The following is a 23,742-nucleotide window of genomic DNA, read 5'->3' on the forward strand; positions in this document are numbered from 1 at the left end:
GCCCGCGGGCCCCCCCCTCTTTTGGGCCGGGCGGCGCCGGCGCTGAAACGGCGCGGGGGCGCCCCGGGGGCGTTCCCCCCCGCGGGGCCCCCCCCGGGGGGGGGGGGCCCCCACGGCGGTGCCCGTCAGCGCAGGTAGTCGACCAGGCCGGCCGGCTTGAGTCCGGCGGCGTCGGCGGCGGCGAGGGCTCGCTGGAGGTCGGCGGCGAGGGTGTCGGTCCAGTGCATCAGGACCACGTCGCCCGGCTGCAGCAGGCCGGGGTGCCAGATGTTGGAGGCGCCCCAGCTGAAGTCCGCGTCGGCGGTGAGCACGGTGCGGATGCCGCAGTTGGCGGCGGCTTGGAGGGTGTCGGCGTTCCAGGCGAAGAACGGCGGGCGGAAGAACGTCGGCGCGGTGCCGAAGAGGCGGGTCATGGCGTCCCGGGCGTCGCAGATCTCGACCTGCTGCTGTTCCAGCGGGAGCTTGCTGAGGTCAGCGTGGGAGACGCTGTGGTCCTGGACCGATGAGCCGGGCACGGCGGTGACCCGGCGGAAGAAGGCCGGGTCGGCGGCGGCCGGCATCGGCAGCGGGAAGGCGGTGATCGGCAGCCGGTGGTCGGCGATGAACCGCTCCGCCTCGGGGGTGCGCTGCCAGCCGTCGTCCACGGTGAAGAAGACGACCTTGTCGTCGGTGGGGACGGAGCCCGCGGCGACGGCCGGGGCGGGCGCGGGGCCGTCCACCCGGACGTCGTCCACCGAGAACGGGCCCTGCTGGTACCAGCCGTGCACGTACAGTCGGACGCTGTGCGCGTTCGGGCCGGTGGTGAACCGGGTGCTCAGCCGCTGCCAGCCGCCGCCGGTGGTCTCCGTCCAGGCGGGCGCGACGTCCTTGCCGGTGCCGGTGGCGCCCAGGTGGACGAAGTCGCCGCGCACCCACGCGGAGGCGGTGTAGGTGGTGCCGGGCCGGACCGCGACGGTCTGCGCGCACTCGCCGGTGGAGTCGGCGTTCGCCGGGGTGACGGTCAGCGCCGAGGCACCGGCGTGCGGGGCGGTGGCGGTGACGGCCGCCTCGGCCGGTCCGCCGGTACAGGTCCAGCCGGGGATGCTGCCCCAGTCGGCGAGGTCGGGGGAGGGCGCCTCGAATCCGGGGTTGGTGGCGAGGTTGACGGTCCGTGCGGCCTGTGCGGCCTGAGTGGTCTGTGCGGTCTGCGCGGTTTGTGCGGCCTGCGCGCTCGGCGCGGTGAGGCCGGTGAGCAGCGCGACCGAGGCGGCCAGCGCGGACAGGCGCATGGACATCGACACGTGGGGACTCCAGCAGGTGGGGGCACGCCCGTGGGGAGGGCGTGAGCGGAATCGGACCGTGGAACTCGGGAACGTGTCGCAACAATGGACTAGACCAATAGGGTCGTCAAGGGAACGGTGGATGAACCCGGCGGTCGTCGCCCGGCCACCGCGCCCGCGACACAAGCGACAAGACGGTACGTCAGGGCTGGCACGGTAACGTCGGGTTCGGGCGGGCCGGGCCGGTTCAGGACAGGTACAGCTCATCGATGTCCGCCGCGTAGTACTCGGCGATCGCCGCCCGCCGCAGCTTGAGCGAAGGGGTCAGCAGCCCTTGCTCCTCGCTGAACTCCCGTGGCAGCAGCCGGAACGCGCGGATCGACTCGGCCCGTGAGACCGCCGTGTTCGCGACCGCCACCGCACGCTGGACCTCCACGTGCAGGTCCTCGTCCGCGAGCACCGCCCAGGGGTCCCGATGCTCCCGCCCGCGCGTCTTCAGCCAGTGCGCCAACGCCGCCGGGTCGAGCGTGATCAGCGCCGCCACGTACGGCCGGTCGTCGCCCACCAGCAGGCACTGGGAGACCAGCGGGTGCGCCTCGACCCGCTCCTCCAGGGCCGCCGGGGCCAGGTTCTTGCCACTGCTGGTGACGATGAGGTCCTTCTTGCGGCCGGTGATGCTGAGGTAGCCGTCCTCGTCCAGCCGGCCCAGGTCGCCGGTCGCGAACCAGCCGTCGACCAGGGACTCGGCCGTGCAGCGCGGATGGTTGAGGTAGCCGCCGAAGACCGAGCCGCCGCGCACCCACACCTCGCCGTCGTCGGCGATCGCCACCGAGGCGCCCGGCACCGGCTGCCCGACCGTGCCGAGCTTCTGCCGGCCGACCGGGTTACCGGTGATCGCGGCGGTGGTCTCGGTCAACCCGTAGCCCTCGTACAACTGGAGGCCGGCGCCGGTGAAGAACAGACCCAGTTCGCGCCGGAGTGTGGAGCCCCCGCACATCACGCTGCGCACCCGGCCGCCGAACACCGCCCGCAGTTTCGGGTAGACCGTCCGCTCGTACGCGAGGTGACGCAGCCGAAGGGCCGCACCCGGGCCGGGGCCGCGGCCGAACGCCTTCTGCTCCCGGGCGGAGGCCCAGTCGACGGCCACCTGCCGCGCCTGTTCGAAGAGTTCGCCGCGTCCGGCGTCCTCGGCGGCCCGCCGGGCCTGCCGGAAGATCTTCTCGAAGACGTACGGGACGGCGTGCAGGAAGGTCGGGCGGAAGGTTTCCAGCGCGGGCAGCAGCGCGTCGGTGGAGACCTCGGGGACGTGCCCGATCCGGAAGCCGCCGCGGATCGCGGCGATCTGCACGGCCCGTCCGTAGACGTGCGCGAGCGGCAGGAACAGCAGGGTGGCGGGACGGCCGCCGCCGGTGTCGCGCAGGACGTCCCCCCACCCGGCGAGCAGGGCGTCGGCCTCGGCGGCCAGGTTGGCGTGGGTGATCAGGCAGCCCTTGGGGCGGCCGGTGGTGCCCGAGGTGTAGACGACCGTGGCGACGTTCTCGGCGGCGACGCCCAGGCGCTGGCGGTGCACCAGGGCGTCGGGCACGCCGCGGCCGTCCTCGGTGATCGCGGCGACGCAGTCGCGGTCCAGCTGCCAGATTCCGGTGAGGTCGGGCAACGCGTCACAGACCGCGCCGACCGTCATCGCCGCGTCCTCGTCCTCGACCAGGCAGGCCACCGCCTGGGTCTCGGCGAGGATCCAGCGCACCTGCTCGGCGGCGGCGGTGGGGTAGACGGGGACGGTGATCGCGCCGATCGACCAGAGTGCGTAGTCGAACAGTGTCCACTCGTAGCGGGTGCGGGACATCAGGGCGACCCGGTCGCCGTAGCGCACGCCATGGGTGAGCAGGCCCTTGGCCAGGGCGAGCACCTGGGCCCGGAACTCCCGGGCGGTGACGTCCCGCCACTGGCCGTCCTCGGCCCGCCGGGACAGCTGGACCAGGTCGGGGGTGCGCTCGGCGGTGTCGTAGAGGGAGTCGGCGAGTCCTCCGGTGGCCTCGGACGCGGCCGGGGCGGGAGTGGTGAACTCGCGCACGGTCCTCCCCAGTTCGGTGCCGGTGGTACGGGGTGGGCCGAAACTATCGGATCGTCCCGGCACTGCCCAGGGTTGTGACGGTGACGCGACGAGATCGGCACGGGTCGCCTCGGGTGGTGCCGCCCACGGGGAGGCGCGGGGAGGCGCGGGGAGGAACCGGTGAGGAACCGGGGAGGACACGGGGCCCGCTGTCAACCCCGCCGTCCGGGCACCGGCGGGCATCACCGCCTCTCGAAGGAGTGGTGACGGCGTAGTAGAGTCTCGCAGACCTGTGGCCGGGAACCCTCCTCCGACCTTTCCCTCAGCACCTCCACACCACCCCACGCCGCTGTCCGGCCCGGCCCCACGCCACCCCACCGCTCCCCGTCCGCGCCTGGCCATCCCCGACCGAGGACTCCATGCGTCTGCGCAGCAGCTCGATCCGCGCGAAGATCATCGCGCTGCTCCTGGTGCCCATCGTCGCGCTCGCCGCCCTGTGGGCGTACGCGACGATCGCCACCACCGGGGACGTCTGGAGCCAGCTCGGCATCAGCCGTACGTACAAGGAGTTCGAGGGCCCGGTCGACCAGTACACCGGCGACCTGCAGAACGAGCGCCGCGCCGCCGTCCAGCGGCTGGCGGACCCGCGCTCGCCGGTCGCCAGGGAGGCCTACGAACAGGCCAAGGCCGCCACCGACCGCAGCCTGGAGGTGTTGCGGCAGAAGAAGGACGGCTCCGCGGGCAAGCTCTCCGCCCCCCAGCGCGGCCGCTTCGTGCAGATCATCGCGGCCGCCGACCAGCTCGGGCCGCTGCGCGCCCAGGTCGGCCGCTCCGCGCTGAACTGGGAGTTCGCGCTGGGCCAGTACAGCGACCTGGTCAAGCCGGTGTTCGGCTTCCGGTCTGCCTACGTCGCCCGGCAGAGCGGCCAGCTCCCCCGCCAGGGCACCATCCTGATCGAGCTGGTGCGCGCCCGCGAGTACCTGTCGCAGGAGGACGCGGCGATGGAGGGCCTGCGCACCGGCGCCGCCAAGCCCACCGCCGAGCAGTACCAGGCCGCGCTGGACGCCCTGCACAACCAGCAGGCGCTGTTCACCGTCTACGTCGCCGAGCTGGACCCCGCCGACCAGTCCGACTACATCGCGCTGCGCGGCGGCGAGGCCTGGGGCGCGCTCGCCCGCGCCGAGGCGGACTTCGTCGGTGCCGGCGGCCCCGACCGGGTGGTGCAGGCGCTCAACAGCGACTCCTGGCGGGAGACCGCCGACCGGGCGCTCGGCGACCTCGCCTCGATCAACAGCCGGATCTCCGCCGGGCTGGACGAGCGCGCGCGGTCCACCTCGATCGGACTGCTCTGGCGCGGCGGCATCGCCGGTGCCATCGGCCTGGTCGCCGTGGTGCTGTCGATCATGATCTCGTTCCGGATCGGCCGGGGTCTGGCCCGGCAGCTGATCGGCCTGCGCAACGCGGCCGACGAGCTGGCCGGCACCCGGCTGCCGTCCGTCATGCTGCGGCTGCGCCGCGGCGAGTCGGTGGACGTGGCCACCGAGGCCCCCGAGCTGCACTTCGGGGACTCCGAGATCGGCCAGGTCGGCCAGGCCTTCAACGCGGTGCAGCGGGCCGCCGTCGAGGCCGCCGTCGAACAGGCCGAACTGCGGCGCGGGGTCTCGGCGGTGTTCGTCAACCTGGCCCGGCGCAGCCAGGTGCTGCTGCACCGCCAGCTCACCCTGCTCGACACCATGGAGCGTCGCACCGAGGACCCGGCGGAGCTGGAGGACCTCTTCAAGGTCGACCACCTCACCACCCGCATGCGCCGGCACGCCGAGGGCCTGATCATCCTGGCCGGCGGTTCGCCCGGGCGCGCCTGGCGCAAGCCGGTCCGGATGGTGGACGTGGTCCGGGCGGCGGTCGGCGAGGTCGAGGACTACGCCCGGGTGATCGTCCGGCCGTTCCCCGGCACCGGCCTGCTCGGCAGCGCCGTCGCGGACGTCACCCACCTGATCGCCGAACTCGTCGAGAACGCCGCGGTGTTCTCCCCGCCGAGCACCCAGGTCACCGTCCAGGGCGAGGTGGTGGCGCACGGCTTCGCGCTGGAGATCGACGACCGCGGCCTCGGACTGAGCGAGCAGCTGCTCGCCGAGATCAACGAACGCCTCGCCGTGGAGCAGGAGTTCGATCTCGCCGACACCGACCGGCTGGGCCTGTTCGTGGTCAGCCGGCTGGCCCGCCGGCACGGCATCCGGGTGCACCTGCGGCCGTCCCCGTACGGCGGGACGACGGCGGTGGCGCTGATCCCGCGCGAGCTGCTCGCGGAGGCTCCGGACGGGATGCCGGAGCCGGGCGCGGCCGGGAAGCGGTCCGCGGCGGGCGGCCGGCGCGGGCAGCGGGACCTGGTCGCGGTGCCGGGGTCGGGGGGAGCCACCCCGTCGGCGGCCACGCTCGGGTCCGGCGGTGCCGGGGCCGGTGCGGCTACCGGAGGTCGCGCGGGAGCCGGCGCCGACGGCGGCTCGGGTGGCCTGGTCGGCAAGCACCGCGGGACGACGGGCGGGCCGAGGCCCTCCGCGCCCGACGCGGGCCGTACGCCGGGCGGGCTGCCGCGCCGGGCCTCCCGGAGCAGGGGTGGGCCGGTGCTGGTCCCCGCTCCCGCGGCGGACACCGAGGACGCGCCGGGGACGGGCCGTCACCGGCGGGAGGACGCGGTGGTGGCCGCGGCCGAGGCGGCCGTCGCGGCTGCAGGTGCGGTTGCCGGTCCGGCTGGGGCTGGTCCGGCCGGGGCCGGTCCGGTGGTGGCGGACGGCGACGACGCCACCGGCGCCGTCGGGCGGGCCGACGCCGTTCCCGCTTCCGCTTCCGCTTCCGTTCCCGCTTCCGCTCCCGGTCCCGCCGCGGACGCCGCGCCGCTCCGGACGGCGGGCGGCCTGCCCCGGCGGGTCCGGCAGGCGAACCTGGCGCCGCAGCTCAGGGACCAACTCACGGAACAGCTGAAGGAACGGTTCCGCAACGGGGCCGAAACCGACGGCGGGGAGACCCGCGAGGTCAGGGAGCGCTCGCCCGAGGAGGCCCGGGCCACCTTCGCCTCGTTCCAGCGCGGCTTCACCAAGGGGCGGGGCGCCACGGCTCCGACGGACCGCACAGGTGCGTCCACCGGCGCGTCCACGGGCCGCACCGGTGCGCCGGCGGACCGCCCCGGTGCTCCGTTGACGGATCGTCCCGGCACGCCCGACGATCGTCCCGGACGGACGGAGGGACGGTCCACCGCCGTACCGGTCTGGCAGCCGCCGGACCGGTCCCGGCGGGCGATCGGCCCGGCGCCCGCCCCGGCGGCGCTGCCCGCGCCGCAGGACACCGGCCGGGCGCCGCTAGCGCGTCGGGTGCCGCCCGGGCAGCCGGTCCGCCGGAGCCCGGACACCGGTGCGCCCGCGCCACCTGCCGTACCCGCACCACCTGTCGTACCCGCGCCACCCGCATCACCCGCATCACCCGCACCACCTGCACCACCCGCTCCACACGCACCACCCGCTCCAGCGGAAGGAACTGATTCATGACCACGTCGATGCAGTCGTCCGGGGACCTCAACTGGCTCCTGGACGACCTGGTGGGGCGCGTCGCGGCCCTGCGGCACGCGGTGATCCTCTCCAACGACGGCCTGGCCACCGGTGCCTCCCGCGACCTCGGCCGCGAGGACGCCGAGCACCTGGCCGCCGTCGCCGCCGGGTTCCACAGCCTGGCGAAGGGCGCCGGGGGGCACTTCAAGGTCGGTGGCGTCCGGCAGACCATGGTCGAGCTGGACGAGGCCTTCCTCTTCATCACGGCCGCCGGCGACGGCAGCTGCCTGGCCGTGCTGAGCGAGGCCGAGGCGGACATCGGCCAGATCGCGTACGAGATGGCGCTGCTGGTCAAGCGGGTCGGCGAGCACATGGCCGCCGAACCGCGCACCGAAACCGCCCCGCCGGTGAGATGAGCGGTCCGATGGCGGATCCGAAGGCGGATGTGCCGGACGGCCCCGAGACGTCGGACGGCCCCCAGGTGCCGGTAGGCACGGCCGGGCCGTCCGGCGTCGGCGGTTCTGCCGGTGCCTACGGTCCGGGCGGCGCGGGCGGTCCGGGCGGTCCGGAGGCCGTGGCGGGGAACGGGCAGGCGGATCCGGACGGGCCCGACGTCGACCTGTTCCGGCCGCGCACCCCGGTCGACGACCGCTGGTTCGACGACGAGGCCGGCCCGGTGGTGCGGCTCTACTCGATGACCCGCGGCCGCACCCAGCCGGTCGAGGAGGGGCTGTTCGACCTGATCTCACTGGTCACCGCCGTCGATCCCGGGCCGGTCGCGGGGGCCGTGCCCGCGCACGTCCTCGACCCGGAGCACCAGACGCTGCTCACCCTGTGCCGCCGCGAGCCGCTCTCCGTCGCCGAGCTCGGCTCCTACACCGACCTGCCGGTCAGTGTGGTGCGGGTACTGCTCGGCGACCTCTACGACGCCGAACTGATCAGCGTCACCCGACCCGTTCCGCTCGCCGAGCTGCCGGACGAGCGCCTGCTGCGAGACGTGATCAATGGACTCCGTGCGCTCTGACCCCCACCCCCACCCGGTCGCCACCGGGCCGTACCGGGACGACACCGCGCCCCATCCGGCGAACGTCAACGACCCGCGCTGGCGCGGAGGTCCGGCCGTCGCGGTGAAGATCCTCGTCGCGGGCGGCTTCGGCGCCGGCAAGACCACCCTGGTCGGCTCGGTCAGCGAGATCCGGCCGCTGCGCACCGAGGAGGAGCTCAGCGAGCTGGGCCGCCCGGTGGACGACACCTCGGGGGTGGAGGCGAAGCGCACCACCACCGTGGCGATGGACTTCGGACGGATCGACCTTCGGCCTGGGCTCGCGCTCTACCTGTTCGGCACGCCCGGGCAGGACCGGTTCTGGTTCGTCTGGGACGAGTTGGCCCGCGGCGCGCTCGGCGCCCTGGTGCTCGCGGACACCCGGCGGCTGGCCGACTGCTTTCCGTCGGTGGACTTCTTCGAGCAGCGCGGCATCCCGTTCCTGGTCGCGGTGAACTGCTTCGAGGGCACCGAACGGTTCGCGCCGGACGAGGTCCGCGAGGCGCTCGACCTCGACCGGGACATTCCGGTGCTGCTCTGCGACGCGCGGGTGCGGCAGGACGGCAAGGATCTCCTCGTCGCGCTGGTCGAGCACGTCGCGTCCCTCAGACGCCGCCGCGCCACGGTCGGCGCCTGAGGGGGGCTCGGCTCCGGTTCGGATCCTGACCCGCCCGGCCCGGCTCCGGTATGGCCCGCCCGGCTCGGCTCCGGCTCGGCGCGATTCGGTACCGATCCGACCAAGGCCGTGAGCCGGCCGTGGTTCCGCCGTGCGACGACTCGGCGGGTGGACGCGCCGACCTGCGCGTTCCGCTATCCGTCTCATTAAGCTGTCCACATCCCGGACGATCACTGCGCGGAAGGTTGCCTAGACCGCCCCGGCCGTGGAAGGCTCTGTGGTCGAAGGCCGCCCGGCCGTGCCGTCGGGAGCGCCGGAAACGCCACGTTCACAAGGGCGTTGCGACCGGCGGACGGCCTTCGACGAACCGGCGAGGCATCGTCGGCGGGCTCCGGCAGCGGTGCGCCGCCGGGTGGAGAACGAAGGGGGAGGGCAGCAGGATGACCGTCGGCCGACGACGCATCATCACCGCCGCGCCCGGCTCCCCGACGTCCGGTGCCCTCATGCCCGGCTCCCTGATGACCGGTGCCTCCATGACCGGCGCCGCCGTGCCCGGTCCCGCCGATCCGGCGCTCACCGTCCGCCGCTACATCGACCACGCGCTGATCTGCAGCGCGTGTTGTCGCTGACCGGCCTGACCTTCCCGGTACGTCCCCGGCGCTGACGGCCCACCCGGCCCACCGCCCGACGCACCGCCGAAACCCGTCGACCAGGCCGTAGCGGACCGCCCGTCCGGCGTGCCGCGGCCGACCAACCGGACCCGCCCAGCGGAGAGAGCACCAGTGAACATCGTCTGCCCCAGCACCGTCCCCGGCCTCGTCGGCCGTACCCGAACGACCGGGTCGGCCCCCGCGATGCGCGCGGGTGGACGGACCGGGCGGTGGAACCGGTGCGGGAGCCGTGCCGCGGACAGCCGACGGGGTCGCCCCGACCTCGAGCCGTTCTGGCCGTCCCGGCAGCCGCACCTGTTCGATCAGACGTGTCCCGGCTCGCCCAGCGCGTCCCGGCCCGCCGCCCGCTGACCCGGTTCGACCCGGTCCAGCTCAGGCAGTACGCCCGGTCGACGCGCAGACGACTCCACCCCGTCCGTCACGCGCGAAATGAGCGGCACACCATGTCTTCTTCCTCCACGGCCACCCTGCCCCTGCCCACCGCGACCCCGCACCTGCGCGCGGTCCGCTCCGTCCCTCCGGTCTCCTCCGTTCCCGTCACCGTGCCGGTCGGTCCCGGCGCGCCGGGGGCCGCCGGGCCGTCCGTCCCCTCGGCGCCGGTGTCCGACCGCTGGCCCGGGGCGGCGGCCCGTGCGCCCCACGCCGGGCCGACCCATGCCGGTCCGGCCCACGCCGGGCTGACCCACGCCGGTCCGGTTCGTCCGGCGGCCGTCCCGGCCCCCGCCGTCGCCCAGCCGGGCGCGGTGGCCCCGCAGGTGCCCCAGGCGCTGCTCGCCGCGCTGCCGGAGGGGGCGGCCGTCGTCGCCACCCTGCCGCAGGGCGTGCTGCCGCAGGGCCTGCTGGCGCAGTACGGCACGCAGACCGGCGGCGCGAACGGCGGCCCGCTGGTCGGGTACCTGGTGCTGGTGCCGGCCGAGAGCCTGGCGGCGGGGGCCGCGGGCCCGGGGACGGCCGGCCTGTCGGGCGGTCCTGCCGCTGCCGGGATCGCCGCCTCCGGGGGCCACGCCGTCCCCGGGGCCCACGCGGGTTCCGCCGCCCACACCGCCTCGGGGGTCCGTCCGGTCCGCCCGGCGGGACGCGGCATCGCCGTCGACACCGAGCGGCGCAACGCCTACGTCGACGGGCGGCTGCTCGACCTCACGTACCTGGAGTTCGAGCTGCTGGCCCACCTCACCGAGCACCCGCAGCGGGTGCACACCCGGGACCACCTGGTCTCCGCGGTCTGGGGTTACGGCCACGTCGGGGACGGGCGGACGGTCGACGTGCACGTCGCCCGGCTGCGCCGCAAGCTCGGACCGGCCTACCGGGACACCATCGTGACGGTCCGCCGGGTCGGCTACAAGTACACCCCGGCCGCGGTCTGACGGCGGGCCGTCACCGTTCGGTCCGGCAGCGGACCGCTCGTCCCGGATGTGGACGGGCGGTCCGCTGCTTCGTCGAGTTCCGGTTCGTCGCGCTTCGGTTCGTCGCGTTCGGGCTCGTCGAGTTTCGGCTCGTGGTGTTCCGGGCCGTGGTGTTCCGCCGGACCGTCAGGGGCGCTGGTCCGGCGGCAGGAGGAGGACGGCGAGGGCGTCGGCGCAGCTGCGGGCGTGGCCGAGGAACCAGTCCAGCCGGTCGTCGGTGAGGTGCGCGGGCGTCGATCGGACCGCCAGGGCGAACCGCGCCTGCCCGGCGCCGTCCAGGACCGGTACGGCCACGGTTCGCACCCCGGCCGCCGACTCGCCGTCGTTCAGCGCGTGACCGGCCGTCCGCACCTTCGCCAACTCCTCGCTCAGGGCGGCGGGTTCGGTGATCGTGCGGTCGGTGAAGGAGGGCAGCGGGCCGAGTGCCGGCGGTGCCGTCTCACCCGGGCGCGGCCAGGCCAGCAGGACCTTGCCGAGCGCCGTGGAGTGCAGCGGGCGGCGCAGGCCCAGTCCGGTGTCCGGGCGGACCGAGCCGCCGACCAGGATCACCGCGTGGGCGCCGCTGCGGATGGCCAGGTCGGCCGTCGCCTTGGTGCGCCTGGACAGCAGCTCCAGCTCGGGTCCGGCGAGGTGCAGCCCGCGCTGGTGGAAGGTGAGCTGGCCGAGCTCGGCGACGGCCGGACCGAGCCGGTAGCGGACGGTCTGCTCGTCCTGCTCCAGGAACCCGGCGCTGACCAGCGTGCGGGCCAGCCGGTGCGCGGTGGAGACCGACAGGCCCATCCGGCGGGCCAGGTCCGAGGCGCTCAGGTCGGGGCCGTTGTCGTGGAAGCAGTGCAGCAGCCCGAGCGCGCGCTGGACGGCCTGCGCACCGGCCGGCGGACTCTGGACGGCGGTGGCGGCCTCGGCCATGGCACCTCGCGTTTCGATGGGAACTCCGGACGGGCGGCCGGAGGCGGGGTCTCAGCGTAGGGCAGCCAGTGCTGCGGGAATGTGTCGATGACGTTGCAATGGAATGGCGTTGATGAACAACTGATCCCACCATGTGGCAAAAGCTTGCTTCCGGTTCGCCCGCCGTGGAACGCTCCTCGTGTCGCGCCGGACGGCCACTCGGCCCGGGCGGCGCCCGCCCCGACTCCACGGAAGGAGAAGCGCCGTGACGTCCCACCGGTGTCTCCCCTTCCATGCGTGTTGTCGCTGACCGACCCCTCCGCGCCCGGCCCGTCCTGCATCGTGGCGTACAACTCCCTTGCGCACCAAGCCTCCTGGGCCATCGTGCGGTGATCGATCCCGACCTCCTCCGGCCGTCGCCGGAGCCCCCGTAGAGGACCAACTCCGTTGTCCAGTCGTATCCAGAACCCCTCCGCGCTTCCCGACACGCTCTGGTTCACCCGCTGCCCGGTGCCCACCGCGACCGGGATCGCCGCCGACCAGGGCCGGCTCGCCCGCGAGTTCGCCGCCGACGGCATCGCCGTCCGCTCGCTGCAGGATGCTCCGCCCGAGGTGGCCGCTGACCACCACTACACCCACGCGCTGACCGGCCTGTTCCGGGAGGGCGGCAACGTCCCCGCGCTGTGGGCCCGTTCGCGCGGCGAGGCGACCAGGCTGATCGGCCTCACCTGGATCGAGGAGCGCCAGGTGGTCCTGGTCCGGGCCGGCAGCGGCGTCACCGGGCCGGAGCAGCTGCACGGGCTGCGGCTGGCAGTCCCACATCATGACATCGGCATCGACTTCTGGCGGGCCATGGCGCTGGCCGGCTTCCGCGGCGCCCTCGGGCTCGCGGGCCTCACCCTGGCGGACGCCGAACCGGTGGACGTCCCAGGGATCCCCGGCGGCGGGCAGTGGTCCGCCGAACTGGCCGCACTGCGGGACGGCACGGTGGACGCCGTGTACGTGAAGGGGGCGCTCGCCGTCGAGGCGGCCCGCCGGATCGGTGCGGAGGTGGCCGTGGAACTGGATGCGGCACCCGACCGCCGGAGTCGGGTCAACAACGGCACGCCCCGGCCGATCACCGTCCACCAGCGGCTGCTGGACGAGCACCCCGAACTGGTCGCCCGTTTCCTCGCGGTGCTGCTGGAGTCCGCCGACTGGGCGGCGGAGCACCCGGAGGAGGTGGGCCGGATCCTGCGGGTCGAGACCGGCGCTGGGGCGGAGGGCGTCGTCGGAGCCTATGCGCCGGGCAGCCACCGGACCCTGCACCTGGACCTGTCGGGGGAGCGGCTGGACCTGCTGGCGCTGCAGGAACGATTCCTCAGGGAGCAGGGCTTCCTTGCCGCGCCGGTGGACGTGCAGGCGTGGGTCGACCCGGAGCCGCTCCGCGCGGCCCGCGAGCTGCTGCGGGTGCGGCGTTCGGGCGGGGGTACGGGCGGGGGCGCCGGGGCGGGTGTCGGGGCGGGTGTCGGTGCCGGCGGCGTTCAGATCACAGACTTCAGCTGACAGCGTTCAGCTAACAGATTTCGAAAGTTGTCAGCTGTCATCTGTCCGCTGCCATCTGTCACTCACCTGGAGAATCCCCGTGAAGATCCCCGGTCTCGCCCGCGCCGCCACCGCGCTGCTCGCCTCCACCGCCCTGGCCGCCTGCGGCTCGTCCACCGACGGGGCCAAGGCCTCCGCCGGGGGCGGGACCGACGGCAGGGCCGAGGTCGTGCTCCGCCTGCCCGACCCCGGCAACAACGGCTTCCTCGCCCGAGGCAAGAAGGACGGCTCGCTGGACCAGGCCCTCGCCGCCGTCCACGCCAAGGTCGCCTGGACCGGCAGCGCCGGCCCCTTCGCCCCCGCCGCCCAGGCCCTCTCCGCGGACCAACTGGACGTCGCCCAGGGCTCGATCACCTCGGCCGTCGCCGCACTCGCCCAGAAGCCGGGCTTCAAGCTGTTCGCCCAGACCGCGCCCGACGGCGTCGGCGAGGGGATCCTGGTGAAGAACGACTCACCCGTCAAGACCGTCCAGGACCTGGTCGGCAGGAAGGTCGCCGTCTCCCAGGGCGGCACCAGCGAATACCTGCTCCTCAAGGCGCTCGCGAAGAACGGCGTCCCGGCCGACAAGGTGGAACGGGTCTACCTGCGCGCCGACCAGACCTCCGGCGTCTTCAACTCCGGCCAGGTGGACGCCTGGGCGACCTGGAACACCTTCTCGACACCCGCCATCGCCAACACCGGAGCACACTTCCTGGTCAACGGCCAGGAGGTCGGCTCCGACAACTACGCCGTCTGGGCGGTGCGCAGCGGCTTCGCCGACAAGCACCCCGAGGTGGTGAAGGCCTTCTACGGATACCTGCGCGAGAACGGCGAGAAGGAGAGGGCCGACCCGGCCGGCTACCTCAACGTGTTCACCGACGCCGGCCCGACCGCCGTCACCCCCGCGGAGAAGGACGTCGCCGTGAACGTCAGCCGGCAGGGCACCCCCGCCGACGCCATCTCCGACGCCGACACCGCCCGCTTCGCCACCGTCGCCCGGTTCTTCGCCGACCAGAAGGTCACCAAGCAACTGGTGGACGTCAAGCCGTACCTGATCGACGTCAACAAGCTCGGGGACGTGGCCAAGTGATGACCACGACCGAGGAGTTCCCACCGGCGGACACCCGGGCGGCGCTGGCCGCCGGCCTGGTCGCCCCACAGAGCCGGCGCCTGCGCCCCCGCCCCCGCGCGCTCGCCGTGACCCTGCGCACCATCGGTCCGCTCGCCCTGCTCGGTGGCTGGGCGCTCGCCTCGGCCACCGGCGCGCTGACCCAGGACGTGCTCGCCTCACCCGCCCAGGTCGCCCAGGCCGTCGGGGAGTTGTGGGGCAACGGCCAGCTGACCGACGCCCTGTCCGTCTCCCTCACCCGCGCCGGGTTGGGCCTGTTCTTCGGCGCGACCACCGGACTGGTGCTCGGTGTGGTCACCGGATTCACCCGCCTCGGCGAGGAGTTGCTCGACTCCGCGATCCAGATCCTGCGCACCGTCCCGTTCCTGGCCCTCGTCCCGCTGTTCATGGTGTGGTTCGGCATCACCGAGACCGCGAAGGTGGCCCTGATCGCGGTCGCCACCAGCTTCCCGATGTACGTGTCCGCCTCGGGCGGAGTCCGCAGCACCGACCGCAAGCTGGTCGAGGCGATGCGCAGCTTCGGCCTCGGCCGCTGGGCGCTCGTGCGCACGGTCGTGCTGCCCGGCGCGCTGCCCTCGCTGCTGTCCGGACTGCGCCTGTCGATGACGCTCAGCGTGATCGCCCTGATCGCCGCCGAGGAGATCAACTCCACCGAAGGCATCGGATACCTGATGGCCCAGGCGCAGAACTACTCGCGCACCGACGTCCTCGCCGTCTGCATCCTGATCTACGGGCTGCTCGGCCTCGCCGCCGACGGCATCGTCCGAGTCCTGGAACGTGTGCTCATGCCGTGGCGCCAGGCCGTCCAGGGAGCGGCCCGATGACCACCGACCCGACCGGCACCGCCACGCTCGCCCCATTCACCACGCCCTCGTCCGCCTCCGGGCCCGAGGAGGCCGTCCCGGCCGTCCACCTGCGAGGTCTGCGCCGGGTGTTCGGCACCAGGGCGGTCCTCGACCGGATCGACCTCTCCATCGTCCGCGGCGAGTTCGTCGCCCTGCTGGGCGCCAGCGGCACCGGAAAGACCACGCTGCTGCGCATCCTCGGGGCGCTCGACCGGGCTGACGGGGGAACCGTGCTCGTCCCCCCGGTGCGCACGGTGGTGTTCCAGGAGCCTCGACTGGTGCCGTCCAAACGGGTGCTCGCCAACGTCACGGTCGGTCTGCCGCGCGGCGCCGCGACCCGGGAGACCGGGCTCAAGGCGCTCGCCGAGGTCGGCCTGGAGCGGCACGCCGACGCCTGGCCCGCCACCCTCTCGGGCGGTGAGGCGCAGCGCGTCGCACTCGCCAGGGCGCTCGTCCGGGAACCGCGACTCCTGCTCCTCGACGAACCGTTCGCCGCCCTCGACGCGCTCACCCGGCTGCGCATGCAGGACCTCGTCGGCGACCTGGTGCGCCGCCACCGCCCGGCCGTACTGCTGGTCACCCACGACGTGGACGAGGCCGTACGGCTCGCCGACCGGGTCGTGGTGCTGCGCGACGGCCGGCTCGCCCGGGACGAAGCCGTCACCGTCGAGCGCCCGCGCGACCCGGCCGACCCAGCCTTCGCGGACCTCCGGCGCCGGCTGCTCGCCGACCTCGGCGTCCACTGACGCCCACCGACGCCTACCGATGCCCACGGACGCCCACCGACATCCACTGACGTTCACTCACGTCCGAGTACCACCGAACTCCCCCGCATCCCGCCGCATTCTCCGACATCCGACAAACCGAGCCCGCCCCACCGGAGTTGACCAGATGACCGTCACCCTCGGCGTCCACGCCAGCAACCCCTCGCTCTACTACCTCGCCCGACTCCCGTACCTGGACGAGGAACTGGCGCCGCTCGGTGAGACCGGCGCCTTCCACCACTACACGGACGGCACCCGCACCGGAACGCTGCTCGCCGAGGGCGTCATCGACTTCGGCGGCACCGGCTCCACCCCGCCGATCACCGCCCAGGCGGCCGGCCACGACCTGGTCTACGCGGCGGTCTCCGCACCCCGCCCGGACCACGGCGCCCTGCTGGTGCTGGACTCCGGCCCGGTGCGGACGGTCGCCGACCTCAAGGGCGCCACTGTCGTCCTCGCCGTGGGCTCATGGCAGACGCACCTGCTCGCCAAGGCTCTGCACGCGCAGGGACTTTCGTACGGCGACGATGTCACCCCGGTGCGCCCGGGAGCCGGCGAGGACCAGGCCCGGCGGCTGCGCGACGGCGAGATCGCCGGCTGGATCGCCCAGGGCGCCGAACTCGCCGCCGCCCGCCGCACCGGCGAGTTCCGCGAACTGGTCCGCACTGCCGACGTCATCACCGACCGCTCGGTGTTCTTCACCCGCCGGGACTTCGCGACCGGGCGCCCCGAGGTCGTCGCCGCGATCGCGACCGCACTGCGCCGGGCGGACGACTGGGCGGCCGCCCACCCGGCCGAGGCCGCCGCGATCGCCGCCGAGGAACTGGGCGGCACGGCCGCCGACTGGCAGGCCGCGCTGGTCGCACTGCCCTGGCGACTGGAGCCCGCCACCGCCGCGTTCATCGCCGAACAGCAGGAGGCCGCGGACATCTTCCACGGCGCGGGCTTCGTCGACCGGGCGCTGACCGTCGCCGACGCCCACCTCCCCGCGCTGGAGGCCCCGGTGGCCGCCGCGCTCGCGAAGGCGGTCTGAGCCGTGGCCTCCGAAGTCCTCTGGTACATCATCCCGCGCGAGGGGCAGTACCCCTGGGAACCGGCCGGGCGCCGCCCGGTCGACCTCCGCTACCTCCAACAACTCGCGGGCAGCGTCGAGCGGTTGGGCTACACCGGCGCGCTGCTCGCGACCGACCTGTACGACGTCTGGACCCTCGGCAGCGCACTCGCCGCCGCCACCACCCCGGCCTTCAAACCGCTGCTGGCCGTCCACCCCGGTCTGGTCTCGCCCACCCTGCTGGCCAAGATGGCGCTCAGCTTCGACCACCTGCACGGCGGTCGGCTGCGCTTCAACGTGGTGAACGGTTCGACCGCGCAGCTGCGCGAGTACGGACTGAACGTCGGGCACGACGACCGGTACCGGCTCAGCGGAGAGTACTGGTCGATCGTCAAGCGCCTCACCGCAGGCGAAGTGTTCGACCACAAGGGAGAGTTCTACGAACTGAAGGACGCGGGCGCGAGCCTGCGCGAGCTGGCTCCGGTGCAGCCCGGCGGCATCCCGCTCTGGTTCGGCGGCAGTTCGGCGGCCGGCATCGAGATGGCCGCCCGGCACGTGGACGTCTACCTGACCTGGGGCGAGCCGCCGCACCTGCTCAAGGCGAAGTTGGACCTGGTCCGCGAGCGCGCCGCCGCCCACGGCCGGAGCCTGCGGATCGGGCTGCGGCTGCACCTGATCGTCCGCGACACCGAGGACCAGGCCTGGGCGGCCGCCGACCGGCTGCTGGACGTCACCAGCGAGGCCACGTACGCGCGTCAGCTGGGCGGGGCGAAGGGGGAGGACGGGGTCGGCTGGCAGCGGCAGTTCCGCCAGCACGGCGGCAAGGTGCCGGCGCGGGCCCGGGAGCTGGAGGCCTACCCCAACCTCTGGCCGGGGATGAGCCTGTTCCGCCCGGGCCCCGGCACGGCTGTGGTCGGATCGACGGCCCAGGTGATCGAGCGCCTGCAGGAGTTCGAGGCGCTGGGCGTCGACACCTTCATCCTCTCGGGCAATCCGCTGCTGGAGGAGGCTCACCGGGTTGCAGAAACGGTTCTGCCTGCCCTGGGCATCAAGCGGCCGGCGCCGAACGGTTGATGCCCGACGGCTGGCAGGTGACAAGTGACGGATAACGGATAACAGATGACAGCTGACAGATTTCGAAATCTGTCAGCTGCCATCTGTCGATCGTCAGCCGTCACCTGCCAGCCGTCACCCGACCGCAGGCGCCGCGCCATCTCAGCGGCTCAGCCGGTCGATCTCCGCCAGCTCCTCCGCCGTCAGCGGCCCGCCGGCCAGCGCGTCGAGGTTCTGGTCCAGTTGGGCCACGCTGCTCGCGCCGATGATCACCGAGACCACCCGCGGATCCCGCAGCACCCAGCACAGCGCCAGCTGCGCCAGCGTCTGCCCGCGCCGCTCGGCGACCTCGGCCAGCGCCCGCAGCTGCTCCAGCTTCGGCCCGGTCAGCGCCTCCTCGGTGAGGAACTTCCCGACCGACATCCGCGAGCCCGCCGGCACCTCCCCGGACAGGTAGCGGTCGGTCAGCAACCCCTGCGCCAGCGGCGAGTAGGCGATCAGGCTGGTCCCGGTGTCGCCCACCGCGTCCAGCACGCCGGCGTCCTCCACGTACCGGTTGAGGATCGAGTACGCCGACTGGTTCAGCAGTACCGGTGTCCCCAGCTCGCGCAGGATCGCCGCCGCCTCCCGGTGCTGCTCCGCCGGGTAGTTGGAGATCGCGGCGTACAGCGCCTTGCCGGAGCGCACCGCGCTGTCGAGCGCCCCCATCGTCTCCTCGATCGGGGTGTCCGGGTCGTACCGGTGCGAGTAGAAGACGTCCACGTAGTCCAGCCCCATCCGGTCCAGCGACTGGTCGAGGCTGGCCAGCAGGTACTTGCGGCTGCCGCCGTTGCCGTACGGGCCGGGCCACATGTCCCAGCCGGCCTTGGTGGCGATGAACAGCTCGTCCCGGTACGGCCGGAAGTCCTGGGCGAACAGGTAGCCGAAGTTGCGCTCGGCGCTGCCGTACGGCGGGCCGTAGTTGTTCGCCAGGTCGAAGTGGGTGACACCCCGGTCGAAGGCCCGGCGCAGCACCGCCCGCTGCACCTCCAGCGGCTGGGCGTCACCGAAGTTGTGCCAGAGCCCGAGCGAGACGGCGGGCAGCTGGACACCGCTGCGGCCGGCCTTCCGGTAGGTCATCGAGTCGTAGCGGTCATCGGCGGCGAGGTAGCTCATGCCGGACATCTTGCCAGCCGGCCGCGGCGGAGCGGGCCCTTGCCCCCGTTCCCGGTCGGTGCCTATGCTCGCCGCGGATCGTGTGCGCGCGAGGCGAGGGGGAGGCGAGATGGCAGTCCGGACCGTGACCGCCGCCGCAGCCCGCCGCTGTTGTCGCCGCCACCGCGGCACCGACCGCTGACGCCCCCGCGCACCCTGCCGCCCCGAGCGGCCCGCCGCCCGCCCCGTCAGCCACGCCGCCGGTGCGGCCGTGAGACCGCGGCGCCGGACCACGCACCGGCTTCCCGGCCTCCGCACGGCTCACCCCGGCCCCCGGCCCCGGCTCCGCCCAGCACGTCCCCGGGCGGACCCTTCCCCGACCCGTCCCCCGGACCGGCCCGACCCGGACCGGCCCGACCCGAGCCGAGCCCGACCGAGCCCGACCCGAGCCCGACCCGAGCGCCCAAGGAGACCCGCCGTGCGGTTCACCGTCTCGTCCCTCGTCGCCAACGCCCCCGACCCGGTCACCGGCGTCCGACGCACCCCACAACAGAAGCTGCGCAACGTCGTCGACCAGGCGGTCCTCGCCGAGCAACTCGGCTACGACGGCTACGGCGTGGGGGAGCGACACGGCGAGCCGTTCCTCTCCCCGGCACCGCCCCTGCTGCTCAGCGCGATCGCCGCCCGCACCTCCACCATCCGGCTGTTCACCGCGGTGACGGTGCTCAGCGTCCTCGACCCGGTCCGGGTGGCCGAGGACTACGCGATGCTCGACCAACTCTCCGGAGGCCGCCTTGAGTTGATCGTCGGCAAGGGCAACGACCCGCGGCACTTCGGGCTGTTCGGGCTCCCCGAGGAGCGCCAGTGGGAGGCGCTCGCCGAGAACTACGGCCTGCTGCGCAGGCTCTGGCGTGAGGAGAGCGTGACCTGGGAGGGTTCGACCCGTCCGCCGCTCACGGACGCCACCGCCTGGCCGCGCCCGCTCCAGGACCCGATCCCGGTGTGGCACGGCAGCGCGACCAGCACGCGGTCCACCGACCTCGCGGCCCGGCACGGCGACCCGCTCTTCTCCGCCAACTCCTTCCATCCGCTGGAGAAGTACCGGGCGCTGGTCGAGCACTACCGCGAGCGCTGGGAGCACTACGGGCACGACCCGGCGCGGGCCAGGGTGGGCGCGGGCTTCGGCGGACTGTACGTGGCGAAGCGCTCGCAGGACGCCGTCGAGGGCTTCCGTCCGTACTGGAACGCGCTGTTCGACTCGGCCGCCGGTCGACACAACAACTCGCCGTTCACGTCGCTCGAGGACGCTCTGGAGCGAGGTTCGGCGCTCGTCGGCAGCCCGCAGCAGGTGATCGAGAAGATCCACCGCTACCACGAGGCGTTCGGCAACGAGGTGGTCGGCATCGGGGTGGACGCGCTCACCGAGGAGGCGCAGCGCGAGCAACTGGAGCTGTTCGCAAGCGAGGTGGCGCCCGAGATCCGCCGCGCGCTGTCCTAGCCGCGCGGCTCCGGCGCCCGCCCGCGCATTGCGCCGTGCACCCCCTACGCGGCGTGATGCCGACCACCGTCCGTGACGTGACGCGCGCCACCTGGCGCGCCGGAATGCCGCTCGGCGGTGCGGGGGATGACGAACGGTCGAGGGGCCGTGGCCGCCGGGGGGCGGCGCACGGCCCTCGATCGTCCCGCCTGCGGCGGAGGGGCCCGCGGCCAGGCCTACGGCGGGCCCTGCGGAGGCCGTGCGGTGAGCCCGAGGATGCTCCGCGCGGGCCCTTCGGCGGACCCGAAGATGCCCCGAGGGAGACGCCGGGGAGACGCCGGGGAGATCCGTCGAGAGTCCGGGCGGGGTCCGCACTGGCTTCTGTACCTACTGGTATGTACAGTGCTCGGCATGAGCACCCAGGACCGCCTCATCGAGAGCACCCAGGACCTCCTCTGGGAGCGCGGCTACGTCGGCACCAGCCCCAAGGCCATCCAGCAGCGCTCCGGGGTCGGCCAGGGCAGCATGTACCACCACTTCGCCGGCAAACCCGACCTCGCCGCCGCCGCTCTGCGCCGCAGCGCCGAGCAGATGCGGGGCGTCGCCGAGGCCGACCTCGCCGTCCCCGGTACCGCCCACGACCGGATCGCCGCCTACCTGCGCCGCGACCGCGACGTCCTGCGCGGCTGCCGGATCGGCCGGATGGCCCAGGATCCGGACGTGGTCGCGGACCCACACCTGCGCGCGCCCGTCGAGGAGACCTTCGACTGGTTGCGCGGCCGGATCGCCGGACTGATCGCCGAAGGCCAGGCGGCCGGCGAGTTCGCCCCCGCCCTCGACCCGGCCGACACGGCCGCCGCCGTGGTCGCGGTCGTCCAGGGCGGCTACGTCCTGGCCCGCGCCGCCGACAGCGCCGAGCCCTTCGACCGGGCCGTCCGCGGCGCCCTCGGTCTGCTCGCCGCACACCGCACGGCCTGACGCCCCGAGCCCGTCCGTCGGTCAACCTGCCCGCCGGACGAGCAGCCCGTGGGACAACCTGCCCGTCGACCCCGAGGAGCCATGCCGTGCACGCCATGCAGTACGAGATCACCCTCCCCGCCGACTACGACATGGGCGTCATCCGCCGGCGGGTCGCCGACAAGGGGCACCTGCTCGACGCCCATCCGGGCCTCGGCCTCAAGGCCTACCTGGTCCGCGAGCGCGGCCGGCACGGCTCACCCGTCAACCAGTACGCCCCGTTCTACCTCTGGCGCACCGCCGAGGGTATGAACGGCTTCCTCTGGGGGCCGGGCTTCCGCGGTCTGAGTGCGGACTTCGGCCGCCCCGCCGTCCGGCACTGGCTCGGCGCGGGCCTGGTGCACGGCGCGTCGGCAGTGCCTGCGGCGTCGGCAGCGTCGGCGGGACCGGTAGGACCGGAAGGACCGGTACGAGCGGCCGAGACGGCCGGGCCGCCGACCACCGCCACCCGCGAGACCGTACGACTGCCGGAATCCGCCGACCCGGCCGAGGCCGTCGAACGGGCCATCGCCGAGCTGCCCGCGCACCCGGCCCTGCACACCGCCGCCGTGGCCGTCGACCCGAGCCGCTGGGAACTGCTGAGCTTCGCCCTCTGGCACGGCCCGGCGCCCGAGGACGTGCCCGGCATCCGGTACCAGGTGCTGCACCTGTCCCGCCCCGAACTCGACCGGCTGCCGGCCGGCCGCCACTGGTGAAAGGACCCACCGCCCCGATGTCCCCCGCGACTGCTCCCGCCGGCCCAGGCGGCACCGATCTCATCAACCTCACCGAGGCCCCGCTCGACCGCGCGGCCGGCCGCGCCCTGCTCGCCGACCTCGCCGGCCGGGGCGCCGCCGCCACCCTCGGTAGCCTGGACGCCCTCGCCCCCGGCTTCCCCGACTGGATCGTCACCGGCCTCTTCGGCGGCATCTACCAGCGCCCCGGCCTCGCCCTGCGCGACCGCCAGATCGCCAACCTGGCCGCCCTCACCGCCCTCGGCGGCGTCGAGCCGCAGCTCGCCGACCACGTCCGCTACAGCCGGCGGATCGGCCTGACGGAAGTGGAGATCACCGAAGTCATGGTGGGTCTCGCCCCGTACGTCGGTCTCCCCAAGGCGCTGGCCGGTCTGCGCGTCGCCGCCGCCACCTTCGCGGAGAGCCCCGCCGCGACCGCCGCCGCCTCCGACGACGAGACCGACGCCACGGAGACCACCACGGAGGCCGTCGCCACGGAGACCACCACGGGGGCCGCTGCCGAGACCGCCATCACGGACGCCGCCACCGCCGAGGCCGAGGCATGAGCCGTACCGTCCGTACGGTCCTCGGCGACCTGGACCCCACCGCCCTCGGGGTCACCGACTCCCACGACCACCTCTTCATCCGCAGCCCGCTGCTCCCCGGCCAGGAGCTGGATGACCCGGACGCGGCCGAAGACGTTCTGCGTGCCTACGCCGCCGCCGGTGGCCGCGCCTTCGTCCAGTGGACCCCGCTCGGCCTGGGCCGGGGCGCGGACTCCCTCGCCGCGCTCTCCCGTACGACCGGCGTGCACGTCGTCGCCGCCACCGGCGCGCACCAGGCGGTTCACTACGCGCCGGGCTTCTTTCCCGAGTCCGACGAGGCGCAGACGGAGGCGGCGGAGCGCCCCGGCTCGTACGCCGACCTCGCGGAACGTTTCGTCGCCGAACTCACCACCGGTCTGCCCGGCGCGCCCGAGGGGGTCCGGGCCGGGTTGATCAAGGTCGCGGGCGACCCGGGGCCCGCCGGCCGGCACACCCGGTGGACGCTGGCCGCGGCCGCCGAAGCCCACCACGCCACCGGCGCGCCCATCGCCGTCCACCTCGAAGCCGACGGCGCGCCGCACTGGATCCTGGACCAGCTGCACGGTCGGCACGGCGTCCGGCCCGACCGGATCATCCTCGGCCACCTCACCCGGCTGCCCGACCGCGCGCTGCACCGTGCCCTGGCCGCCGAGGGCGTCCACCTCGCCCTCGACTGCCCCTCCCGGGCCGGCCACCCCGGCGACCACGACGCCTTCGAAGTGATCGCCGACCTGGTCGAGGCGGGGCACGCCCACCGGTTGCTCCTCGGCGCCGACACCACCACCCGGACCGCCCGCGCGGCTGGCGGTCCGGTCCGCCTGCTCACCGAGCTCGCCCCGCGCCTCGCCCGCAGCCACGGCCCCGAACTGCTCGAACTGCTCCTCACCACCAACCCGGCGGCCGCCTTCGCCGCCGACTGGCGCACGCCGTGAGGCATCCGG

21 protein-coding genes are annotated in these 23,742 nt (G+C 74.1%); 17 read left to right on the plus strand and 4 right to left on the minus strand.

Annotated features, from left to right (window positions below):
• Positions 1 to 125 precede the first annotated feature (125 nt).
• Both ACWDBE_RS16100 and ACWDBE_RS16105 read right to left on the minus strand, forming a co-directional pair.
• Positions 126 to 1,274, minus strand: a complete 1,149-nt coding sequence (locus ACWDBE_RS16100) for a polysaccharide deacetylase family protein (RefSeq protein WP_449808427.1) — start codon at positions 1,272 to 1,274, stop codon at positions 126 to 128.
• A 232-nt stretch (positions 1,275 to 1,506) separates the two neighbouring features.
• Entirely contained in the window at positions 1,507 to 3,333 is a 1,827-nt protein-coding gene (locus tag ACWDBE_RS16105; RefSeq protein ID WP_449808338.1) for an AMP-dependent synthetase/ligase, read from the minus strand.
• A 398-nt stretch (positions 3,334 to 3,731) separates the two neighbouring features.
• On the opposite strand from ACWDBE_RS16105, the gene ACWDBE_RS16110 reads away from it, so the two are divergent.
• The 6 genes from ACWDBE_RS16110 to ACWDBE_RS16135 all read left to right on the plus strand — a co-directional run bounded on the left by ACWDBE_RS16110 (position 3,732) and on the right by ACWDBE_RS16135 (position 10,544).
• Positions 3,732 to 6,851 carry a sensor histidine kinase gene (locus ACWDBE_RS16110; protein ID WP_449808339.1) on the plus strand — a complete coding sequence of 1,040 codons (3,120 nt, stop codon included), beginning with the start codon at positions 3,732 to 3,734 and terminating at the stop codon, positions 6,849 to 6,851.
• On the plus strand, positions 6,848 to 7,267 hold the full coding sequence (locus tag ACWDBE_RS16115) for a roadblock/LC7 domain-containing protein (protein ID WP_449788872.1): 420 nt from the start codon (positions 6,848 to 6,850) through the stop codon (positions 7,265 to 7,267). The genes ACWDBE_RS16110 and ACWDBE_RS16115 overlap by 4 nt, the downstream gene beginning before the upstream one ends.
• A gap of 8 nt (positions 7,268 to 7,275) precedes the next feature.
• Positions 7,276 to 7,875 (plus strand): DUF742 domain-containing protein, encoded by a 600-nt coding sequence (locus tag ACWDBE_RS16120; RefSeq protein WP_449808340.1) that lies wholly within the window; start codon positions 7,276 to 7,278, stop codon positions 7,873 to 7,875.
• A gap of 103 nt (positions 7,876 to 7,978) precedes the next feature.
• Positions 7,979 to 8,530, plus strand: coding sequence for a GTP-binding protein (locus ACWDBE_RS16125; protein ID WP_449788887.1), 552 nt, complete (start codon positions 7,979 to 7,981; stop codon positions 8,528 to 8,530).
• Between the two features lie 419 nt (positions 8,531 to 8,949).
• Entirely contained in the window at positions 8,950 to 9,138 is a 189-nt protein-coding gene (locus ACWDBE_RS16130; protein WP_449808341.1) for a hypothetical protein, read from the plus strand.
• Between the two features lie 485 nt (positions 9,139 to 9,623).
• Positions 9,624 to 10,544: a winged helix-turn-helix domain-containing protein gene (locus ACWDBE_RS16135; RefSeq protein ID WP_449788869.1), complete on the plus strand. Its 921-nt coding sequence runs from the start codon at positions 9,624 to 9,626 to the stop codon at positions 10,542 to 10,544.
• Between the two features lie 165 nt (positions 10,545 to 10,709).
• Here ACWDBE_RS16135 and ACWDBE_RS16140 read toward each other — a convergent pair whose 3' ends face one another.
• A complete protein-coding gene (locus ACWDBE_RS16140) occupies positions 10,710 to 11,492 on the minus strand; it encodes an IclR family transcriptional regulator (RefSeq protein ID WP_449788868.1) in 783 nt (260 codons plus the stop codon).
• A gap of 426 nt (positions 11,493 to 11,918) precedes the next feature.
• Here ACWDBE_RS16140 and ACWDBE_RS16145 point away from each other — a divergent pair, with 426 nt between their 5' ends.
• The 6 genes from ACWDBE_RS16145 to ACWDBE_RS16170 all read left to right on the plus strand — a co-directional run bounded on the left by ACWDBE_RS16145 (position 11,919) and on the right by ACWDBE_RS16170 (position 17,897).
• Positions 11,919 to 13,016 carry an ABC transporter substrate-binding protein gene (locus tag ACWDBE_RS16145; protein ID WP_449808342.1) on the plus strand — a complete coding sequence of 366 codons (1,098 nt, stop codon included), beginning with the start codon at positions 11,919 to 11,921 and terminating at the stop codon, positions 13,014 to 13,016.
• Between the two features lie 79 nt (positions 13,017 to 13,095).
• Positions 13,096 to 14,124 (plus strand): ABC transporter substrate-binding protein, encoded by a 1,029-nt coding sequence (locus ACWDBE_RS16150; protein WP_449808343.1) that lies wholly within the window; start codon positions 13,096 to 13,098, stop codon positions 14,122 to 14,124.
• Positions 14,124 to 14,987, plus strand: a complete 864-nt coding sequence (locus tag ACWDBE_RS16155) for an ABC transporter permease (protein WP_449808344.1) — start codon at positions 14,124 to 14,126, stop codon at positions 14,985 to 14,987. Before ACWDBE_RS16150 ends, ACWDBE_RS16155 begins: the two co-directional genes overlap by 1 nt.
• Entirely contained in the window at positions 14,984 to 15,754 is a 771-nt protein-coding gene (locus ACWDBE_RS16160; RefSeq protein WP_449808345.1) for an ABC transporter ATP-binding protein, read from the plus strand. The genes ACWDBE_RS16155 and ACWDBE_RS16160 overlap by 4 nt, the downstream gene beginning before the upstream one ends.
• A 145-nt stretch (positions 15,755 to 15,899) precedes the next feature.
• The gene (locus ACWDBE_RS16165) at positions 15,900 to 16,805 is read left to right on the plus strand and encodes an ABC transporter substrate-binding protein (protein ID WP_449788863.1); all 906 of its coding nucleotides are present in this window, start codon (positions 15,900 to 15,902) and stop codon (positions 16,803 to 16,805) included.
• A 3-nt stretch (positions 16,806 to 16,808) separates the two neighbouring features.
• Positions 16,809 to 17,897 (plus strand): LLM class flavin-dependent oxidoreductase, encoded by a 1,089-nt coding sequence (locus tag ACWDBE_RS16170; RefSeq protein ID WP_449808346.1) that lies wholly within the window; start codon positions 16,809 to 16,811, stop codon positions 17,895 to 17,897.
• A gap of 141 nt (positions 17,898 to 18,038) precedes the next feature.
• Here the strand turns inward: ACWDBE_RS16170 and ACWDBE_RS16175 are convergent, their stop codons facing one another.
• On the minus strand, positions 18,039 to 19,031 hold the full coding sequence (locus ACWDBE_RS16175) for an aldo/keto reductase (protein ID WP_449808347.1): 993 nt from the start codon (positions 19,029 to 19,031) through the stop codon (positions 18,039 to 18,041).
• 457 nt (positions 19,032 to 19,488) lie between these two features.
• On the opposite strand from ACWDBE_RS16175, the gene ACWDBE_RS16180 reads away from it, so the two are divergent.
• From ACWDBE_RS16180 to ACWDBE_RS16200, 5 genes are all read left to right on the plus strand, one after another.
• Positions 19,489 to 20,508, plus strand: coding sequence for an LLM class flavin-dependent oxidoreductase (locus ACWDBE_RS16180; RefSeq protein ID WP_449808348.1), 1,020 nt, complete (start codon positions 19,489 to 19,491; stop codon positions 20,506 to 20,508).
• A 390-nt stretch (positions 20,509 to 20,898) separates the two neighbouring features.
• A complete protein-coding gene (locus tag ACWDBE_RS16185) occupies positions 20,899 to 21,465 on the plus strand; it encodes a TetR/AcrR family transcriptional regulator (protein WP_449788859.1) in 567 nt (188 codons plus the stop codon).
• An 86-nt stretch (positions 21,466 to 21,551) separates the two neighbouring features.
• Entirely contained in the window at positions 21,552 to 22,199 is a 648-nt protein-coding gene (locus ACWDBE_RS16190; protein WP_449788858.1) for a DUF4865 family protein, read from the plus strand.
• Between the two features lie 17 nt (positions 22,200 to 22,216).
• Positions 22,217 to 22,783 carry a carboxymuconolactone decarboxylase family protein gene (locus ACWDBE_RS16195; RefSeq protein WP_449808349.1) on the plus strand — a complete coding sequence of 189 codons (567 nt, stop codon included), beginning with the start codon at positions 22,217 to 22,219 and terminating at the stop codon, positions 22,781 to 22,783.
• Positions 22,780 to 23,733, plus strand: a complete 954-nt coding sequence (locus ACWDBE_RS16200) for a phosphotriesterase family protein (RefSeq protein WP_449808350.1) — start codon at positions 22,780 to 22,782, stop codon at positions 23,731 to 23,733. The genes ACWDBE_RS16195 and ACWDBE_RS16200 overlap by 4 nt, the downstream gene beginning before the upstream one ends.
• Positions 23,734 to 23,742 lie beyond the last annotated feature (9 nt).

It is taken from the genome of Kitasatospora sp. NPDC001132 (assembly GCF_053598415.1).

Bases quoted from the DNA above. Each gene is read 5' to 3' on its own strand.
- ACWDBE_RS16100 (WP_449808427.1), bottom strand. From the start codon at position 1,274: ATGTCCATGCGCCTGTCCGCGCTGGCCGCCTCGGTCGCGCTGCTCACC.
- ACWDBE_RS16110 (WP_449808339.1), top strand. From the start codon at position 3,732: ATGCGTCTGCGCAGCAGCTCGATCCGCGCGAAGATCATCGCGCTGCTC.
- ACWDBE_RS16115 (WP_449788872.1), top strand. From the start codon at position 6,848: ATGACCACGTCGATGCAGTCGTCCGGGGACCTCAACTGGCTCCTGGAC.
- ACWDBE_RS16120 (WP_449808340.1), top strand. From the start codon at position 7,276: ATGGCGGATCCGAAGGCGGATGTGCCGGACGGCCCCGAGACGTCGGAC.
- ACWDBE_RS16130 (WP_449808341.1), top strand. From the start codon at position 8,950: ATGACCGTCGGCCGACGACGCATCATCACCGCCGCGCCCGGCTCCCCG.
- ACWDBE_RS16135 (WP_449788869.1), top strand. From the start codon at position 9,624: ATGTCTTCTTCCTCCACGGCCACCCTGCCCCTGCCCACCGCGACCCCG.
- ACWDBE_RS16140 (WP_449788868.1), bottom strand. From the start codon at position 11,492: ATGGCCGAGGCCGCCACCGCCGTCCAGAGTCCGCCGGCCGGTGCGCAG.
- ACWDBE_RS16155 (WP_449808344.1), top strand. From the start codon at position 14,124: ATGACCACGACCGAGGAGTTCCCACCGGCGGACACCCGGGCGGCGCTG.
- ACWDBE_RS16160 (WP_449808345.1), top strand. From the start codon at position 14,984: ATGACCACCGACCCGACCGGCACCGCCACGCTCGCCCCATTCACCACG.
- ACWDBE_RS16165 (WP_449788863.1), top strand. From the start codon at position 15,900: ATGACCGTCACCCTCGGCGTCCACGCCAGCAACCCCTCGCTCTACTAC.
- ACWDBE_RS16175 (WP_449808347.1), bottom strand. From the start codon at position 19,031: ATGAGCTACCTCGCCGCCGATGACCGCTACGACTCGATGACCTACCGG.
- ACWDBE_RS16185 (WP_449788859.1), top strand. From the start codon at position 20,899: ATGAGCACCCAGGACCGCCTCATCGAGAGCACCCAGGACCTCCTCTGG.
- ACWDBE_RS16195 (WP_449808349.1), top strand. From the start codon at position 22,217: ATGTCCCCCGCGACTGCTCCCGCCGGCCCAGGCGGCACCGATCTCATC.
- ACWDBE_RS16200 (WP_449808350.1), top strand. From the start codon at position 22,780: ATGAGCCGTACCGTCCGTACGGTCCTCGGCGACCTGGACCCCACCGCC.